The organism is Testudinibacter sp. P80/BLE/0925, assembly GCF_053570785.1.
In genome coordinates this window covers 1,865,553-1,884,398 of the sequence record NZ_CM131636.1, presented here as the reverse complement: position 1 = coordinate 1,884,398, position 18,846 = coordinate 1,865,553, and the positions used below count along the sequence as shown (strand labels likewise).

The 18,846-nt window shown below is 46.3% G+C and carries 18 protein-coding genes; 6 read left to right on the top strand and 12 right to left on the bottom strand.

The annotated features are described in order from the left end of the window. The first annotated feature begins 400 nt into the window (after positions 1–400). From kdsA to ACWA5Z_RS09110, 3 genes are all read left to right on the top strand, one after another. Positions 401–1,240, top strand: coding sequence for a 3-deoxy-8-phosphooctulonate synthase (gene kdsA / locus ACWA5Z_RS09120; RefSeq protein ID WP_431051643.1), 840 nt, complete (start codon positions 401–403; stop codon positions 1,238–1,240). A gap of 160 nt (positions 1,241–1,400) precedes the next feature. After that, positions 1,401–3,452, top strand: a complete 2,052-nt coding sequence (locus ACWA5Z_RS09115) for a capsular polysaccharide biosynthesis protein (protein WP_431051641.1) — start codon at positions 1,401–1,403, stop codon at positions 3,450–3,452. A 67-nt stretch (positions 3,453–3,519) separates the two neighbouring features. Then, complete coding sequence (locus ACWA5Z_RS09110; protein ID WP_431051639.1) at positions 3,520–4,746, top strand: capsule biosynthesis protein; 1,227 nt, start codon at positions 3,520–3,522, stop codon at positions 4,744–4,746. A gap of 121 nt (positions 4,747–4,867) precedes the next feature. Here ACWA5Z_RS09110 and ACWA5Z_RS09105 read toward each other — a convergent pair whose 3' ends face one another. The 5 genes from ACWA5Z_RS09105 to pepE all read right to left on the bottom strand — a co-directional run bounded on the left by ACWA5Z_RS09105 (position 4,868) and on the right by pepE (position 9,070). After that, entirely contained in the window at positions 4,868–5,092 is a 225-nt protein-coding gene (locus tag ACWA5Z_RS09105) for a sulfurtransferase TusA family protein (protein WP_431051637.1), read from the bottom strand. A gap of 6 nt (positions 5,093–5,098) precedes the next feature. After that, the gene (locus tag ACWA5Z_RS09100) at positions 5,099–5,617 is read right to left on the bottom strand and encodes a hemerythrin domain-containing protein (protein WP_431051635.1); all 519 of its coding nucleotides are present in this window, start codon (positions 5,615–5,617) and stop codon (positions 5,099–5,101) included. Positions 5,618–5,738: 121 nt separating this feature from the next. Further along, positions 5,739–7,007 (bottom strand): M20 family metallo-hydrolase, encoded by a 1,269-nt coding sequence (locus tag ACWA5Z_RS09095; protein WP_431051633.1) that lies wholly within the window; start codon positions 7,005–7,007, stop codon positions 5,739–5,741. A gap of 36 nt (positions 7,008–7,043) precedes the next feature. Further along, positions 7,044–8,336 carry a C4-dicarboxylate transporter DcuC gene (dcuC, locus tag ACWA5Z_RS09090; RefSeq protein ID WP_431051631.1) on the bottom strand — a complete coding sequence of 431 codons (1,293 nt, stop codon included), beginning with the start codon at positions 8,334–8,336 and terminating at the stop codon, positions 7,044–7,046. 20 nt (positions 8,337–8,356) lie between these two features. Next, a complete protein-coding gene (gene pepE, locus ACWA5Z_RS09085) occupies positions 8,357–9,070 on the bottom strand; it encodes a dipeptidase PepE (RefSeq protein ID WP_431051629.1) in 714 nt (237 codons plus the stop codon). A 144-nt stretch (positions 9,071–9,214) separates the two neighbouring features. Here pepE and ACWA5Z_RS09080 point away from each other — a divergent pair, with 144 nt between their 5' ends. Then, on the top strand, positions 9,215–10,450 hold the full coding sequence (locus ACWA5Z_RS09080; RefSeq protein WP_431051627.1) for a Zn-dependent hydrolase: 1,236 nt from the start codon (positions 9,215–9,217) through the stop codon (positions 10,448–10,450). Positions 10,451–10,538: 88 nt separating this feature from the next. Next, complete coding sequence (locus tag ACWA5Z_RS09075) at positions 10,539–10,907, top strand: rhodanese-like domain-containing protein (protein WP_431051625.1); 369 nt, start codon at positions 10,539–10,541, stop codon at positions 10,905–10,907. Positions 10,908–10,962: 55 nt separating this feature from the next. Here the strand turns inward: ACWA5Z_RS09075 and ACWA5Z_RS09070 are convergent, their stop codons facing one another. Continuing rightward, complete coding sequence (locus tag ACWA5Z_RS09070; protein ID WP_431051623.1) at positions 10,963–12,624, bottom strand: bifunctional metallophosphatase/5'-nucleotidase; 1,662 nt, start codon at positions 12,622–12,624, stop codon at positions 10,963–10,965. 92 nt (positions 12,625–12,716) lie between these two features. Continuing rightward, positions 12,717–13,694 (bottom strand): oxidoreductase, encoded by a 978-nt coding sequence (locus ACWA5Z_RS09065; RefSeq protein ID WP_431051621.1) that lies wholly within the window; start codon positions 13,692–13,694, stop codon positions 12,717–12,719. Positions 13,695–13,796: 102 nt separating this feature from the next. On the opposite strand from ACWA5Z_RS09065, the gene ybaK reads away from it, so the two are divergent. Beyond that, complete coding sequence (gene ybaK / locus ACWA5Z_RS09060) at positions 13,797–14,273, top strand: Cys-tRNA(Pro) deacylase (protein ID WP_431051619.1); 477 nt, start codon at positions 13,797–13,799, stop codon at positions 14,271–14,273. A 550-nt stretch (positions 14,274–14,823) separates the two neighbouring features. On the opposite strand, the gene ACWA5Z_RS09055 is transcribed toward ybaK, so the two are convergent. The 5 genes from ACWA5Z_RS09055 to ACWA5Z_RS09035 all read right to left on the bottom strand — a co-directional run bounded on the left by ACWA5Z_RS09055 (position 14,824) and on the right by ACWA5Z_RS09035 (position 18,809). Beyond that, on the bottom strand, positions 14,824–15,585 hold the full coding sequence (locus ACWA5Z_RS09055; RefSeq protein ID WP_431051616.1) for a lysophospholipid acyltransferase family protein: 762 nt from the start codon (positions 15,583–15,585) through the stop codon (positions 14,824–14,826). A 29-nt stretch (positions 15,586–15,614) separates the two neighbouring features. After that, on the bottom strand, positions 15,615–16,367 hold the full coding sequence (locus tag ACWA5Z_RS09050) for a GNAT family N-acetyltransferase (protein ID WP_431051614.1): 753 nt from the start codon (positions 16,365–16,367) through the stop codon (positions 15,615–15,617). 65 nt (positions 16,368–16,432) lie between these two features. Next, entirely contained in the window at positions 16,433–17,689 is a 1,257-nt protein-coding gene (locus tag ACWA5Z_RS09045; RefSeq protein WP_431051612.1) for an FtsX-like permease family protein, read from the bottom strand. Further along, the gene (locus ACWA5Z_RS09040) at positions 17,683–18,369 is read right to left on the bottom strand and encodes an ABC transporter ATP-binding protein (protein ID WP_431051610.1); all 687 of its coding nucleotides are present in this window, start codon (positions 18,367–18,369) and stop codon (positions 17,683–17,685) included. The genes ACWA5Z_RS09045 and ACWA5Z_RS09040 overlap by 7 nt, the downstream gene beginning before the upstream one ends. 23 nt (positions 18,370–18,392) lie before the next feature. After that, positions 18,393–18,809 carry a hypothetical protein gene (locus ACWA5Z_RS09035; RefSeq protein ID WP_431051608.1) on the bottom strand — a complete coding sequence of 139 codons (417 nt, stop codon included), beginning with the start codon at positions 18,807–18,809 and terminating at the stop codon, positions 18,393–18,395. Between the last annotated feature and the right edge of the window lie 37 nt (positions 18,810–18,846).

The window sequence follows — 18,846 nt, the reverse complement described above, 5'->3', positions numbered from 1 at the left end:
TGCCGATCTGTTAGATTGTAGCATTACTCTTACCAGAAAAACACCATGAATAACAAAGTAAGTAGTTGTTTTTAATTAAACATGTAATTACTATTTGTTGAGTAAATTTTATTCTCAATCAACCTAATAAACAAAGATAAAACTTACAAAAATCACCCTAACATCATCAACCAAGAGGATCCTTAAGAGCAGATATCCTGTATAATAAACCTTGTATAAAACAAATAAGAATCTGATATACTGACACATATACAGAAAGATCTTAGTAACTAACTTAACGATTATCATCATTTTCAATTCTAGCGTATTTTGCAAGTAACAATATGTTTCGACGACTTTAATCATCATTTTTATCAAATGCTGAACAGACTAGACTTATTACCAGTCTTTAGGAAAAATCATGCTAAAACTAAACCAATTAAAAATAAATAATAATGCCCCATTCACCCTTTTCGGTGGTATCAATGTCCTTGAAGATCTCGATTCTACGCTGAGAGCCTGTGAACAATACGTTACTGTCACCACTAAACTCAATATCCCGTTTGTGTTCAAAGCCTCGTTTGACAAAGCCAACCGCTCTTCGATTCACTCTTATCGTGGGGTGGGATTGGAAGAGGGAATGAAAATTTTTGCTCAGGTGAAAAAGGAATTCGGTGTGCCGGTGATCACGGATGTGCACGAGCCTTGGCAAGCAGAACCCGTCGCAGAAGTGGTGGATGTTATTCAATTGCCGGCATTTTTAGCACGTCAAACCGATTTGGTGCATGCGATGGCAAAAACCGGGCGGGTGATTAATATCAAAAAACCACAATTTTTAAGCCCGCACCAAATGGGTAATATTGTGGAAAAATTCAAAGAAGCAGGCAACGATCAGCTGATTTTATGCGAACGTGGCGTGAATTTTGGTTATGACAATTTGGTCGTCGATATGCTTGGTTTTGGGATTATGAAAAAAGTCAGCGGCAATATGCCGGTGATTTTTGATGTCACCCATTCCCTGCAACAACGTGAAGCCGGTGCAGCCGCTTCCGGTGGTCGTCGTAATCAAGTGTTGGATTTAGCGTTGGCAGGTATAGCGACCCGTTTAGCCGGTTTGTTCTTGGAATCACACCCGAATCCGGATCAAGCCAAATGTGACGGACCGAGTGCGCTACCGTTAAATCTATTAGAAGATTTCTTAGTGCGCGTTAAAGCCGTTGATGAAGCGGTGAAATCTTTCCCTGAGTTAGATATTCGTTGATCACTTTTTGATTGAGTACGCCGAGCAAATGCTCGGCATTTTTTATGGTTACAACCCTAAAAACTTTATTAATAATAACACTTTTATGGCTATAACCCTGAGCCTTTCCTACACAACTGTATTATACTATTCCCATTCCATCGAAAATTGATCATTGTTTATGAAACCAAAATCGCAAATTTTCTCATATCGCATGGCAAAAATACCGCACTTGGCTGCTTTTTTTCCTGAGGCAGAGATCTTTATGCAATATTTCTCCCTTTCAGATAAAGCAACGCAGATCATGGGCTGGGGGTTTCGTCCATATTCACGCAGAGCCCGCACCTACGCCGAAAAAAATAACTTGCCTTACATCGCCCTTGAAGACGGCTTTTTGCGTTCATTAGGTCTGGGTGTTCAGGGCTATCCGCCGTTTTCGATGGTGTATGATGATTTGGGGATTTATTATGCCACTGAAAAGCCGTCGCGCCTTGAGCGGTTAATTTTAGCTAATTCAGCCGACGATGAAGTATTACAACAAGCTGAAACCGCACTTGAGCTAATTTGCCGCTATCAACTGTCTAAATATAATCACGCACCGGATTTTGTTCCGAGCGAGAAGAAGCAAAATATCGTTTTGGTGATCGATCAGACCTTTGGCGATATGGCGGTGAAATATGGGCAGGCTGATGAAGCTAGTTTTCACACCATGTTGCAAAGTGCGGTTGCGGAAAATCCCGAGTCAGAAATTTGGGTTAAAACCCATCCTGATGTAATCAGCGGTAAGAAAAAGGGTTATCTGACCGCACTTTCCGCGGAGTTTGCGCAAGTGCGGTTATTGGCAGAGGATGTCAATCCGTTGTCGTTGTTGCAACAAGTGGATAAAGTCTATTGTGTTACTTCGCAGATGGGCTTTGAGGCTTTGCTGGTCAATAAACCGGTGGTGACCTTTGGCGTACCTTGGTTCAGCGGTTGGGGATTGACAGATGATCGTCATGCTAATGTTGTGCGCTTGCAACAACAAAATCGCCGTGCCAACCGCACTTTATTACAACTGTTTACCGCAGCCTATCTGCAATATAGTCGTTATATCAATCCGAATAACGGCAAACCCGGCTCGATTTTTGAGGTGATTGATTATCTGCACCGCGCCAAATTATTAGATCAACGTTTGAGCGGCAATTTGTATTGTGTCGGCATGTCGCTGTGGAAACGGGCGGTGATCAAACCGTTTTTTAACTTCCCTAACTGCCGCTTACATTTTGTTTCTTCAACTGCCAAACTGCACAAAAAACCGCGGGCGAAAAATGCCCGTCTGTTGATTTGGAGCCAAGGCAAAGACGAGGTGCTTCGTTATGCGGAAAAAAACAATTTACCTGTGCTACGCATGGAAGACGGTTTTATCCGTTCCGTCGGTTTAGGCTCGAATCTGGTTGCGCCGCTCTCGTTAGTGATTGATGATCTCGGTATCTATTTTAATGCGCAAACACCCTCACGCTTAGAAGCTATTTTACAAAGCCAGATATTCTCCGATCAGGATCTACTGTTAGCCGATAAATTAAAAGTGCGGTTGATCAATGCCAATATCGGCAAATACAATGTCGGTGATAGTCAGTTTACTCTCGCGGTCAACGGTAAAAAAACAATTTTAGTACCGGGACAAGTGGAAGACGACGCCTCAATTCGTTTCGGTTCACCGCAAATCAAACGTAATCTGGATCTACTCAAACAGGTGCGTGCAAAGAATCCCGAGGCTTATATTATTTATAAACCGCACCCCGATGTGCTCAGCGGTAACCGTATCGGCGCGATTCCAACGGAACAAGCCCTTAACTATGCCGATGATATTATTGAAAACGCAAATATTTTAAATTGTATTCAGCAAGTGGATGAGGTTCACACCTTAACCTCTTTAGCCGGCTTCGAAGCGTTGTTGAGGGGAAAAACCGTGCATTGTTACGGTTTACCGTTCTACTCTAATTGGGGATTGACCGTTGATCATGTTACACTGCCAAGACGCCGGCGCAAGCTCACGCTCGCAGAATTGCTGTCAGCTACCTTAGTTTATTATCCGCAATATATTAATCCGAATACGCGGCAAATGATCGATAGCGAAACGGCAATTGAGCTTTTGTTACAGCAAAAATCCAAACTGAAAGATAGTGGTTTACAGCGTCACTGGCTAAAAAAACAGCTAACGAAATTAAAACACCTGTATTGGTCTTTAAAATAAGCGGTTAAATTTCTTTTTTTATTCTTATTTGCTAAGATATTTTAAATTTTTATTCTGTTGGGGTTATATGATTAGTCATAATTTAGATGACCTAGTGGTATCTACTGATCGTATCTTGTTATTGCAAGGTCCAATAGGGACTTTCTTTCATGATATTTCCTTATGGTTACAATCACAGGGAAAAACAGTTTATAAAATTAATTTTAATGCCGGTGACGAACATTTTTATTCTAATGCCAACAGCAATACTTTTGCTTATCGGGAATCGCTAGATCAATTTGAAGAATATTTACATCGTTTATGCCAAGCCGAAAAAATTGGTGCGGTTGTTTGCTTCGGCGATAACCGTCATTACCACAAAGTCGCTAAAACCGTTTGCAAAGCGTTGACCATTTCCTATTGGGCATTTGAAGAAGGTTATTTTCGTCCCGATTATATTACTCTGGAAAAAGACGGGGTAAATGCGTTTTCGCCGATTCCCCGTGATGAAGCCTTTTTTAGAAATATTTGCCCACAGGCTCCTGAACCCGTCACACCGGAAAAAGTCGCACAGGGCTTTGTGCCGCTTGCTAAATTGGCAATCTGTTATTATTGGAATGCTTATACCAAACGCCGACAATACCCTTATTATCAACATCATCGGATTTTGAATGTCCGCTATTATATTAAGCTGTGGGTAATTTCCGGTATTAAACGGTTTAATTATGCCCTGCGCGATCACTCTTTTGCCAAAAAAGTGGAACAAGGTAAGTTTGGCAATTTTTATATTTTACCCTTACAAGTATATGATGATAGTCAAGTGCGGGTACACAGTGATTACAGCAGTGTCGAGTCGTTTTTAACCACAGTATTAGATTCGTTCGTTAAATATGCGCCGTCTGATTTAACCCTAATCGTAAAACATCACCCAATGGATCGTGGGTTTATCGACTACGGTAACGTCATCAAACATTATCTTAAACAATATCCGGCTTTGAAAAAGCGACTCTATTATATTCATGATGTGCCAATGCCGGTATTTTTACGTCATGGCAAAGGCATGGTGACTTTAAATAGTACCAGCGGTATTTCCGCCTTACTGCATGGTATGCCGGTTATCACCCTTGGCAGAGCGCACTATGATATTCCCGGATTGACTGATCAGGGCATATTGGATAATTTTTGGCAAAACCCACAGCAACCTGATATGGAATTATTTTCGGCTTACCGCCGTTTTCATTTGAATAAAACCCATATTAACGGCAGCTTTTATAACCGGGTTATTCTGCGTTTTCCATATAACCGTTCAAAATAATATTTAACTTAGTTTTACTTAAGTCTTTATCCATAAAAATAATGACAATACCGCACGTTAAATTGATAAAGTGCGGTATTTTATCTCTCATCCCGTTAGCCGACCGCACTTGCCATTGAAATTAGCCGATTTTCCGCACGATTAAGCTGAATTGGGCTGATGAATTTTCTGTACTAACCAATATGCAGGATACCGTTTCACACAATAATTTGAAATCTTCGATTGTGCTTTCCGTATTCAGTAATATTCGCAATTCATCGCCTGTCTGCAAATCAGACAATGCTTTTTTGACCATTAACAGTGGCAATGGGCAGCGGTATTCTGTGGTGTCCAATTGATATTGCATAAAGGATTAAGGTTGAAGACGGCGGCGGTTGGACATAATCTCGCCCAGTCGTCGCAGTTCATCTTCAGACAAATACCGCTTGCCTAATTCGAACAAGGGTTCTTCGAGGGCAATATGCACCTCATAGTCGGCAATAAATTGCTTAATCAATTCCGGCGAGATTGCGTTGCGCTGATTGTCGAGCAATTCTTGCAGTTGCTGTGATAATTTTTCCCAATTTTCGTGCAGCAGGATATGCTGGCGTTCCAATTCATCAATATTGGTTTTGGCTGGCGGATAATGCGTTAATAACGCCGGGAAAAAATCTTTTTCTTCATCGTCATGATGTAATGGCGCGGCAATTTCAAAATAATTCAAAATCTGTTGCACATCATTTTTTACCGCCTGATTCACGCCGTTTTTCGCTAAATAGTCCGGCAACATCTGCAATTGCCGACAAAAGCGTTTCACCTTGCCATGACAGGCATATAGCATTTCAATCGGTTCTGCCCAACTGGCGAATGGTTGTGGTTCAAGATTCAGCATGATTTTCCTTTAAAGTGATGATCATAGTTTAACCGTGCCAGTCTAACACAATTTGGCGAATGGATAAAAAACAGTGCCTTTGCCATCCCTAACAAAGACACTGCATTATCACTGAGTTAGGCTATCCGTTTAAGCGTTGTAAAAGTGCGGTATACAGATTCACCCCGGTCAGTAACTGTTTCTCATCAAAATCAAATTCGGCTTGATGATGTCCGGCGGTGCGATCAGCGCCGACGATAAAATAGATCGCTTTGCCGCCATGTTGTTGCACGCGCCGTCCTAAAATAGTGGCGTCTTCACTGCCGTTAAAACTGTAGCTCGGCGCGACTTGTGTCACACCGATCTCTTTTTCCGCCAGTTCGCTGATAAGATCAACCAGTTCGCCATCATTATCCAGATCGACCGCTTCGCCCATGATTTCGGTTTCATAGGTCACATCAAAACTGACCGCTATCCCTTTGGCAATTTGCATGACTTGATCGACCATATATTGGTTGATTTCCGCATTTTCGCCGCGCACTTCCAATTGCACTTCCGCCGTAGCCGGCACGACATTACGCCCCTCTCCGGCTTTCAGCACACCGACATTAATCCGCGTCATGCCGTCACCATGGCGGGAAATGCCGTGCAGTTGCGTCACGGCATGTGCCGCCGCCAACAAAGCATTGCGCCCTAAGTGCGGTGCCGCACCGGCATGCGCAGGTTTGCCGTGGTAGCGGATATCAATTTTGGTGGTGCAAAGGAATTTTTTCGGGTTGGCAATAATCGTGCCGGAATCGGCACAAAAGCTGAGGTGCGAGGCAACAAAATAATCGGCGTCATCGACAATACCACTCGCCGCAATCGCCGCGGCGCCGCGCACGCCCTCTTCCGCCGGTTGGAACACCAATTTGATTTTGCCGTTTAATTGCGTTTTATTGTCCGCAATCCATTGCGCCACGCCCAAGCCGATTGCCATATGTCCGTCATGTCCGCAGGCGTGCATAAAACCGTCGTTTTGCGAACGGAATCCCAGTTGGTTCGGCAAATGGTTTTCAAGTGCGGTTTCCTGTACATTCACGCAGTCAATATCAAAGCGCAACGCCACGGTGTTGCCTGCTTTGCCGGAATCGAAAATCGCCACGCAGCCGGTGTAACCGTCCATTTTATCCAACCAGTTTTGATCGGCGCCTTTTTCAATTGCCCGTTGCAAACCGACATCAACCACCGCGGGTTGCCGCCCGCGCACGAATTCCTCATTGATAATCTGCTTGCCCAACCGCACTTCGAAGCCCATCTCGCTCAGGTAAGCCGCCAGTTTGGTGGTGGTTAAAAATTCACACCAACCGGTTTCAGGGAATTGATGAAACTCCCGTCGCCAGTCAATCAGTTGTTGTGGATTAATTGCCATCTTCCCCTCCCGCTATTATGTACTGACATAAATAAGTTAAAGCATAAACAGTGCCAAGAATAAAACCGCCAGCACCATGCCCGGCGCGGTACGTTTAATCATATCCACCGGGTTCGCCATTGCTAGACCGGCACAAACGATAGTTACCCCGGCGATTGGCGACGCGGTGCGTCCGATTGCCCCGGCAATTGCCGCGCCCATACCTAAATTCACATGGGTATAACCCAATTCAACCGCGTGTGGCGTCACCGCGGTATTAAAGGCAATCGCCGCCGCGTCGCCGGAACCGGTGATCACGCCCATTAAGAACGGTCCAATTGTTGCGCCCCAACGTACGAATTCATTCGAGGATTTCAAAAATTCAATCGCCGCGTCAATCGCGCCGGTCGATTTCAAGCCGGCAACAAATACACTCGCCGCAATAATAATCCCCAACACATTGGCATAGGAATTTCCCATACCGTTAAAAAACTCATTGGTAATTTTCATCGGTGAGGTGCGTTTTACGATAATGGCGTAAATCGCCCCGATTAACATCGCTTCCGGCACGGTCATTTTCGTCCAAGCCAGCCATGAAATTTTCTGTAATTCCGTTCCGCCGATAACCAACAGCACCACCGGAATTAACGGCGCAAGCGCATACAGAATATTCACGTTGCTGAAATGTTGCTCCGCTTCCTGATTTTCCGCCAGATATTCATCACGGAATTTTTTATGGTAATCGCCCAACGCCACCGCCAGAATCGTCAGCACCACCGCACCGATCGCCCCGGCAATAATGGTATAAGGCGCGTGGCTCAGGTTAACTTGGGTGACGGTTAAACCGGACATTTCACTGATCATCGCCGAGTGCGAAGATCCCGGGCTCATCATCGAACCGAAAGTGCCTGCCAGAATCGCCGCCCCTGCCGTTGCCGGACGCACGCCGGCAGATTTCAACACCGGAATCAAGGTTGCCCCCACCGCCGCCGCACAGCCTGCCGCCGACGGAATCGCGATATTGATAAAAAAGGTCAAAACCGTGGCAATCGGAATCAGAAAAAACTTCAGTCCGCTCAGTGGTTTAGTCAGCAAATGCACCAAATGCATATCGCATTCGGTATATTTCATCACATAGGCAAAACCCATACTGGAACAGATCGCCATAATTAAGCCGGAAGATGTCATGCTTTTAGCAAATGCCGCCAATGCTTCCATCGGGCTTAAAGTCAAAACCGCCATCACTAAACCGACACCCAATAACACGGTGCGGGTTTCATATTTTTTAATCATTAAATATACCGTGACGGCAATTCCTGCCAAGGCAACAACCATATTTAAGCCATTCATTTGAAACCTCCTGTCACACTTTACATATAGTTAAATGTCGAATTGAGTGCGATTTCTTCCACATCCATCTGCCCGCTGATACGCAAAATATTGTCATAGCCCAGCACCGTTGCGCATTCGTCGCGAATTTGTAGCGCAGTGCCTTCCGGCAGGGCATACACCACCGCTTTCGGATTGACCAATAAAAATTCATTTAACCGCTCTTCACGGCTTTCGCCGTTATGCCCTTGTATTTTGCCGGAAACAAAGTGCGGGTTGATTTGCGCCGGAAATAAGTTCAATGCCGCAAACGACGGCGGATAGACAATCGGCATATCGTTGGTAGTCATAATCGAAGCCCCGGCAACATTCGCCCCTGCGCTCCAACCGAAATACGGCGCACCGCCCTGCACTTTCGCCCGGATTGGCTCCAACAGGTTGTGTTGATATAACTGATTCAACAAACAAAACGTATTACCGCCGCCGATGGCAATCGCATCGGCTTGTTCGATAATCTCGCGTGGATCTGGCGATTGGTGGACGGAAAGCACGTTCATTTTCAGTGGTTCAAAAGCATGTTTCACCGCCTGTTCGTATTGATCATAACTGCGGCTGACGCCGGCATAAGGCACAAAAGCCAAGGTTTTCCCTTGAAAATCCGCCAAAAAACGCCGAATCCAAGGAATACAATGCACCAAATACTCGGTGTTACGATACTTGGAACCACTCATTAACAGCATTTTTTTAACACTCATCAGCATACTCCTTAGTTTTGGTCGTCATTACTCATGTTTGTGATCAAGTCGATTTTACCCCAACTGATTTTCGTTTATAGTGAAATGGATCATGCTTTTGATAAACTGTTTGTAAAGCTACGATGACCTTTCGGAGAAATTATTATGACTATCAATATGCAACGCGTAAAAGCCCTAATTCATCATTTAGCGTCCATCTCCGCCGAAACGCACGAATTGACGCGCCTGGCATTCAGCCCGCAAGATTTACAGGCACGTAATTATTTGCTCGATCTCTGCCGACAACAGGATTTCATCATTCGTATCGATCAAATCGGCAACGTGATTATCCGCCGTGACGGCACACAAAATGATCTGCCTGCCGTGGCATTCGGTTCGCATATCGACACCGTGGTCAATGCCGGCAAATTTGACGGACCGCTCGGCACCGTTGCCGGTTTGGAAATTCTGCTGCAACTGTGCGAACAGCAACGGCAAACCCGTTATCCATTGGAGTTAATCATTTTTACCTGCGAAGAATCCAGCCGTTTTAACTATGCTACTTTAGGCAGCAAAGTGATGTGCGGCGTCAGCAATCAAGCGGGGCTCGCCCGTTTACAAGATAAAAACGGAATCAGCCTTGCTACCGCACTTCAGCAGATCGGTTTGGATTTTAACCAAATCGAGCAAGCCAAACGTTCTGCCGCTGAATTTAAATGCTTTTTTGAATTGCATATCGAGCAGGGACCGCGTCTGGAAAATGAGAACAAAACCATCGGTGTGGTCACCGGTATCGCCGCACCGATCCGCTGTCTCGTGAAAATTCAAGGGCAAGCGGATCATTCCGGCGCGACCGCGATGAATTATCGCCACGACGCATTATTAGGCGGTGCTGAATTAGCCTTGGCGTTGGAACAAACCGCCATTCGCGCCGGGCACGCCACCGTTGCCACGGTCGGGCAAATGCAGGCGAAACCGGGGGTGATGAACGTAGTGCCGGGCTATTGCGAATTATTGGTTGATATTCGCGGCACCAATGTTGCCGCACGGGAAAGCGTATTTTCAGCCCTGCAGCGGAAAATAGCCGAAGTCAGCCGACAACGCGGCTTACAGATTGACTTACAACTCATTTCACGCGATCAACCGATTTTGTTAGACCCGGCTATGGTTAACGCCGTCGAGCAAGCCGCCGCACAATTAGGCTATGCTTATGAAATTATGCCGAGCGGCGCGGGACATGACGCAATGCACATGGCAACGCTCTGCCCGACCGGGATGATTTTTGTGCCGTCACAGCACGGTATCAGCCATAATCCGTTGGAACACACCGACTGGCAGGATGTGGAAGCCGGAATCAACGTTTTGCAAGCGGTGGTGTTGCAACAAGCGGAACTGATTTAAAATCACAGCAAAATAAGACGATTTCACAGGTAAAGTTCTATTTTCAAGCTATGCTTGCTGCGATTTTAAACATCATTAAGGGGAAAAAATGCGAGTATTAAAATGGGTAACGGCAGGCGTTTGTTTGTTAAGCGGATTATTCTCCACTGTGCAGGCAAATACCATTACGCCACAGCAATTGCAACAGCAGCAACAAAACCGGCAGGCACTGCTGATTGACGTACGCGAAGCCGATGAATTTGCCGCCGGGCATTTGCAAAGTGCGGTCAATATCCCCTATGCACAAATCGGAGCGCAAATCAGCCGATTAACCACGGATAAAACCCAAGCAATCTATGTCTATTGCCGCAGCGGCAGGCGCTCAGCCTTGGCAAAAGCCGAATTGGAAAAATTGGGTTATCGTAACGTGCAAAACCTCGGCGGTTATCAACAGTTACAAGCCGATGGCTTCAAATAAAAAATCAAAGTACGGTTTTGCTCGAACCGTACTTTAAAAATAAACCGGGATTATCTTACTTTAACCCGATAATCCGCCAACGGTTATGTGACAAACCGTCGATTTTACCTTGCTTCACCTGGGTAATATAGTCGATTATCATGTTTTGGATGGTACCAGCTTCGCTGCCTAAAGCCACTTTCGACTCCCATAACACCGGAATGGTCTGTTCTGCAAATATTCCGCCTACTTTGCTGAGTTGCCCAAAACGGTAGGAGTTCATACCGACTTTTAATTTGAGTTCATCCGTCACCGGGCGCCCATCAGCCAAGGTGAGATTCACAATTTTATGTCCGCTGGGCCGAGTTAAATCAATGTTATAGTTCACCCCGCCAAAAATATCGAAGGTCACATATTTGGACTTACCACGCACTGGATCATAACGATAAGCCGTATCACCTGCTTCAATTGTATTAAAATAGTCCGCTGACCACTCCATATACTGCTTCAACTGTTTGCCGCTTAACTCGTACACCGTCACATCGCCACCGGCATAACGATAATTAAAGATGATGTCTTTTTTCTTAATCTGCCCTTTATCCAAACGTACCGTTTCATGATCGAAGGCAAAGGAAACCACATCGGCTTTGCTGTAATGTAATTCGACATCGGTAATCAGCGACGATAAACCGGTGTCTTGTGAAAAAGCAACGGATACACCGTGATTTTTCTGTTGTAAAACCATGTCATTTGCGGTTTCACCTATCACTACATTATTCAAACGTCTTAATTCGTCGTGATAAGGCTGGTAAATGCTGACGATTTCAGGATCTGCAGCCAGCGTTTTTACCGGCACCGTTGTTGCTGTTTTTGACAACAGTTTCACCTGCTGTTTTTCATCCACATCAAAGGTTAAATCCACTTCAGAAACCACTGTACCGTAACGGTGTGGCTCGGTGATTAACACATTATTGATGGTTTCGCCGGGTATATTTTGGTGCATATGCCCGGCAATAATCACATCAATCCCCTCAACCGCATTGATCAGATCGCTAACACCGGTTCCGGCAATGTTGTTTTCATTCTCAATCCCCATATGGGCAATCACAATAATCGCATTAACATCTTGCGCTTTTAATACGGCAATTTGCCGTTTGGTTTCTTCAATCGGTGAGCTGAATTTCATTGCTTTTAGATGTCCGGTGTCCTTTTCGAAGATCTCCGACATTGGCGTGGTCAAACCGATAATTCCCAGTTTCACCCCGCCTTTTTCAATGATTGTGGAGGGAGCCAAATAGCGATCACCCGATTGATGATAGAAATTAGCAGTAATTTTTTGTGCCTGAATATCTTGCAAAATGGCATCCAGTGCCGGCATACCAAAATTAAACTCATGATTTCCCAAAACAAAAATATCATAATTCATAGCATTTAATACTTTGGGAATCGGATTGTCTTGATAGTATTGCGCTGTTTTGGCAAACACTTCCACTTGGTTATCCTGAATCGCATCACCAACATCAATCAAAATTACATTATCATGCTGCTGTCTCACCCCCTTCACATAACTTGCAATCTGGGCATAAGAACCCGATAGATCCTCAATATCTGCGCCATAACTCCACGGCACCACTCGTCCGTGCACATCGGACGTTCCCAGCAGTTTAATATTAACCTCTTTGGCGGCTACACCAGCTGCTATTGATAGCAGCAATAACCCACCTATTACTTTACGCATGTTGGACTCCTTTCATTGTTATATTTTATTATTTTTCATTTATCATGCATTCCAGTTGGCAAGCCTCGCCAAACCAAATTGCATTGATTCTGTTAATAACCCTGCAAATACGCGGTTTCCGCCAGTCGCACGCCGAGCAGCGCCAAGCTGAAACGCTGTTCGTCGCATACCGACCAGAACTGAATGCCGTTTTCCAACGCCTGCACATCGCTTATGTGAATCTGATCCTGTTCTTGATACTGTTCGCCGTTAATCACCGGTGTCACAAGTTGATCATGATGTACGGCTATTAAGGCATTTTGCTGCCAAGCCTGCTGCCATTGCTCCACATCGGTTTGGTAATCGGAAAGTGCGGTCACTTGCTGCCCCAGTCCGTAAAAAACCGCACTTTGCAGTTGATGAATCACCAACTGGATTTCGCTGTTCGGTAGGATTTTTTGGAATTGCTGCACTAAACGATCCGCACTGTGTAATTTAAACGGTGCGATATCAAACGCCAAGCGTTGTTCGCCTTCGTCCAACGGAATACCGTTCAGTAAACGCGCAGTCTGCCCTGCCAGTTTTTTCACTTGCTCGGCATTGACATACGAGGCAGGTAACATTGAACTGACCAGCAGCCGATTAATGTCGCCCTGTGCCAAGATTTCACCGGCACTCAGCAACAACTGGCTGATTTGCGGATCGGCAAGGGCGACAATATTGCGGTTACGCAGTTCTGCCAATTGCCCGTCATTAAAACCCGGTACAAGCAACGGCACATCTTGCAACGCAGCGCACACGCCGTTAAGATCAATCACCACACAGCCGCTGTCCGCCGCTTGCGCCACATACGCTGCGTGTTTGGCTTCACCGGCGAAAAACAGATATTGCTTATCCGTCCAGTCAATCTCTTCGATATTTTGCTGTTCCACCGCGCGATTGTTAAAACGCAAACCTTGCTCTTCGTTAAACGGATAAATCTCGGCGACACTCAATTTTGCCGTCGGTAATGCACTTTGTTCCAATAATTCGGCGATTTTTTCCGCCAATTCAAATTCCGCCGCCACGACAATATTTAAACTTGTCTGCATTTTTTTCTTTGCCTCTCTAGGGTACAATTCTTGGATTAAGTAAACGGCGCAATTCTACCGAATTTCGTTGCATAAGTCTGTAAAAGAATCGCGAGACCACTGATGACACCGGCAATCAATTATCTGAAAAAACAAAAAATTCCATATACGATCCACAGCTACGAGCACGATCCCAATATCACCGACTTCGGGCAAGAAGCGGCGGAAAAATTGGGGCTCAACCCCGATCAAACCTATAAAACCCTATTGGTGGCAATCAACGGCGATCAGAAAAAACTGGCGGTGATGGTGATTCCGGTATCGCACAAACTCAGCCTGAAAAAAGCCGCCAAAGCGTTACAAGTAAAAAAAATCGAGATGGCGGACATCGACGCGGCACAAAAATCCTCCGGCTATCTGGTCGGCGGAATCAGCCCGATCGGGCAGAAAAAAGCCCTGCCGACCTTTATCGATCAAAGTGCGGTTGAATGGGAGAGAATCTACGTCTCCGGCGGCAAACGCGGTTTAGACATTGCCTTGACCGCACAGGATTTGGCACAAGCGACCAAAGGGGAATTTGCGGAGTTGAAGGATGAGTGAAGCAAAACATTATTTCCTGCTCTCACAAAAAGAAAAAAACAAACTATATTGAAGAAACCTCCGTTTCCTTCTCCCTTGATGGGAGAAGGTGCCCGATAGGGCGGATGAGGGTGAAATAAAATGATAATTTTGTCCCCTCATCCTGATTATCGCTTCTGAACGAAGCGATAATCTGTCCTTCTCCCACAGGAGGAGAAGGAATTCTACCGACTTTTATCGATCAAAGTGCGGTTGAATGGGAGAGAATCTACGTCTCCGGCGGCAAACGCGGTTTAGACATTGCCTTGACCGCACAGGATTTGGCACAAGCGACCAAAGGGGAATTTGCGGAGTTGAGGGATGAGTGAAGCAAAACATTATTTCCTGCTCTCACAAAAAGAAAAAAACAAACTATATTGAAGAAACCTCCGTTCCCTTCTCCCTTGATGGGAGAAGGTTCCCGATAGGGCGGATGAGGATGAAATAAAATGATAATTTTGTCCCCTCATCCTGATTATCGCTTCTGAACGAAGCGATAATCTGTCCTTCTCCCACAGGGAGAGAAGGAATTCTACCGACTCCGCTCCAACGCTTTCGCCAGTTCGGTTGCCAACATTTGTTGGATACGATCGGCGAGATCGCGCCGGTCTTTATCGGTGGCGTCAATTGCTTCAAAGAAACGGAGTTCAATCACGCCGCGTTTTTGGGCGGCAAGATCTTTGAGGGATTGCACTAAGCTGATGTCGCCGTAATATGCCATCGTATGATTTGCACCACCGTTTTCTGCCGGGTAGAAGCACAGCACAGGCCAAACCTTACTTTCGGCGTCAATTGCGGCTTGGAAAAAGCTGCTTTTGAACGGTAACACTTGTTCGCCGTTGGTCGAGGTGCCTTCCGGAAACAGGGTGATTTGTGCGCCGTTACGCAATGCCGCCGCGACGTTATCGACTTTGCCCTGTGTACTGCCGTTGCCGCGTTGGCGGGAAACAAACACCGTGTTCGCTTGTGCTGCCAAATAACCGATAATCGGCCATTTGCGCACATCCTCTTTGGCAATAAATTGCCCCGGCAACACGGCGTTGATCGCAAAAATATCCAACCAAGAAACATGGTTGGAGATGAACATTGTACCTTTCACTTGTGACAAGTGCGGTACGTTGTGGACATTAACCCGAATATTAAACACCCGCAAAATATGTTGTGACCAGCGCTGAATCCGCGCTAATTTTTGTTCCGGGGTACACCAGCGGAACAACACCAACATTTGAAATACACCGCTCAGTAAAAAATAGGCGATTCTCACTAATCGCCAAAAAGTAACCAAAGATCGCATAAACCGCCTTTTCTTGTTCTAAGCTGGGATTAACGACAGAAATGTTTTAAATAACGCTCGTCAAGACGGGTGATCGGCATCATGATCAACACATCCGCCGAGTTGAAATCCGGATCCCAAGCCGGTTCGCCGCAAATATAAGCCCCTGCGCGCAAATAGCCTTTGATTAAGGCAGGTGTTGACACTTCAAGATCTTGTTTTAATTTATCCAGTTGTACCGGCACATGCGGAAACACACGATATTCCAACGGAGAAAGGTATTTTTTCTCCAGTTTACGATACAGACTGGCTGCCATGTGTCCGCCGTCGCTCATGCTGATACTGCCGCAGCCGATCATGTAAGACAGGTTTTCCAAATGCATAAACTTGATTAACCCCGACCATAACAACATCACTACGCCGCCGTTACGGTAATCCTTATGCACACAAGCACGCCCCAATTCGACGGTGCGATCCAAAATATGCTCAATTCGGCTGAGGTCGAACTCGCCGGCGCTATACCAGCCGCCGACTTTGCGTGCACCGTCAACGGTCAACAAGCGATAGCAACCGACCACTTTGCCGTTATCTTCATCGCGTACGATTAAATGCCGGCAATGTTCATCATATTTATCAATATCTAAGCCGTTGACACTGTTGATTTTTGCGCCCATTTCCAACGCAAAAATCTCATAACGTAAGCGTTGTGCGTCTTCAATTTCGGCTTGAGTCGACGCCAGTGTCACAACCAAACGTTGGTTGTCAATAACACTATGTTGTTCTATATGGTGCTGCTGCAACACAGATTCTCCTTACCCCAAATTGTGTCTTTTCTGTTCTCTAACTTATAATTTAGGGCGTTATCATATCATTCTTGCGTGTTTCTTAAAACATTTATTGGCGATTGGCGGTAAAGCAACAACGACGGCAACAGCGCAATCAGAATCGCAAAAATAAAATTGAACAGGATAAAACGGAACTCTTCTTCGCCCAAACGTACCGGCAGCACAAAACCGCTTTGCAGGCTGAGATGTTGCGAAATCAGTTGTGCCGCAATATAGCCGATAACTACGCCCAACAGCATTGCCAGCGCAATCATCGCGATCAGGGCAAACCAAATCAATAAGAAAATCTTGGCGCGCGGCGCCCCGAAAATCCGCCATGCCGCCACCTGCTTTTGCCGGTTTTGCAGGTAAAGCACGATAATCATCAAAAGTGCGGTTGCCACCAGCGCTTGGGTCACAATCGACACCCACAGCAGCACCTCTTTGCTGTCGCCTAACACACCGTACACCCGCACCAGCACTTCCGCCGGAAATACGGCTTGGGTGGTTTCGGTTTTATACTGGCTGCGCAATTGATAAGCGCCGGCAAAACTTTGTGGCTTAATCACCACCGCTGATACGCCCAGCTCTTCAATCGCATGGTCGTGATCGTGATCATGGTCGTGTTCATCGACATAGCCCGGCGGTCCGTCGTGTTCATGAGCGTGGTGATCATGATCGTGGTCGTGATGTTGATGTACGTCCCAAACGCTGGTGATCGGCACTAATAAGGCTTTATCCCAAACACTGCCCTCTTCCGGCAAAATGCCGACCACACGATACTCCACGTCATCATGGGCATGATGATTGCTTTCCCCCAACTGTCCGTGCATCGGGCTGAAACTGTCGCCGATCGCCAAACCGCTCTTTGCCCCGACCACCGCTTCATAATCTTTTTCGAACGTCCGCCCGGCGGCAAGTTGCCGTTCGCCGCCGTCAAGCACAAGTGCGGTATTGGTACCGACAATCGGCATATTTTGATAATAGTCGCCGAATGCCAACGGTGCCGCCCAATCGACCTGCGGATTGGCTTCGATCGCCTTAAAAACCGCCGTATCCAGCAGGTTTAACGGCGACGGTTGTAAAAACACGGTGCTCAGCACCAATTGCACTTCACTGCCCGGCGCACCGACAACCAAATCAAAACGATCCGCCGCTTGCGCACTGCCTTCGCGCAAAGCACGTTCCTGTAAACTGACGGTAATGCTCAATGCGGTGGAAAGGGCAATCAGAAAAATAATCATCAGGCTGCCGAATTTGCGCTTTTTAAAGTCAAGCAACAACAGTTTTAGCATTAACATACTTGCGCTCCTTTTTGCTGATCCGAGACAATAACCCCGTTTTGCAGCAACAGCCGGCGTTGCAGCTGTTCGGATAAAAAACGATCATGGGTCGCCACCAGCAAGGTACAGCGCTCTTTTTCGCTGATTTCCAATAATAAACGGGCAATATTGCGACTGTTTTCCGCGTCCAGACTGGCGGTCGGCTCGTCGGCGATAATCACCTTCGGCTTGGCAAGCAGGGCGCGGGCAATCGCCACCCGCTGCATTTCGCCGCGCGACAGTTGCGACACATCGGTGTTTAAACGCGGCATATTCATTTCGCCCAACAAATATTCCGCCCGTTGTTTGATCTCAACCGGAACCGTCCAATTACGGAAAGCGAACGGTAGCAACACATTTTCCAGCGCGGTCAAACCGCCGGTTAAATAAAAATCCTGCATCACCATGCCGATATGTTCAAACCGCCAAGTATCGCAGGCGGTAGCGGAAAGTGCGGTCAGCTCTTGTCCTTGCCATTGCACCGAGCCGTGAGTCGGTTTCAATAAGCCGCTGATTATATTTAAAAAAGTGCTTTTGCCACAGCCGGAAGGCCCCATTACGGCAACCTGTTGTGCCGTGGGCACGGATAATTGTCCAATGGCTAAAATCGGCTGCGGCAATGCCGGAATGTTGACGGTCAACTCCTTGATTTCTAACATTTGATCTCCTGCCAAGCTAATATTTATAATTTCTTGAATCTGGCGTTGGTAATGCGTAACAAGCTGACAAATCCCGTTTCCGGATCCGTCCACGAGCCGTATTCCAATTTGCCGGTGACGTTAATCATCGCATTATTTTGTACAAAGGGTTGTTTTTTATCCAAATACACCACAACGATGTCGGAAGGCCAATCCGCATCGGACGAGCAGAACGGGCAAAGTGCCATCGGCGCTTTGGTCAGCACGAAAAACTGCGCATCGGCTTTCAACGGCGGCGCCATAAATCCGTTCATATCAACCGTCTGATCTTTCAGGCTTTTGACTTTTTCGGAAAATTCCATGCCCAACACCGAGATTTTGTCGTACAGTTCATCGAATGTCAGTGCGGTGGAGGCATAGGACGGCAGGGTGAACAGGGACAGGGCAATCGTGAAAAACATCGGTTTTACCCCACGTAACCGTAACCGACATAACCTG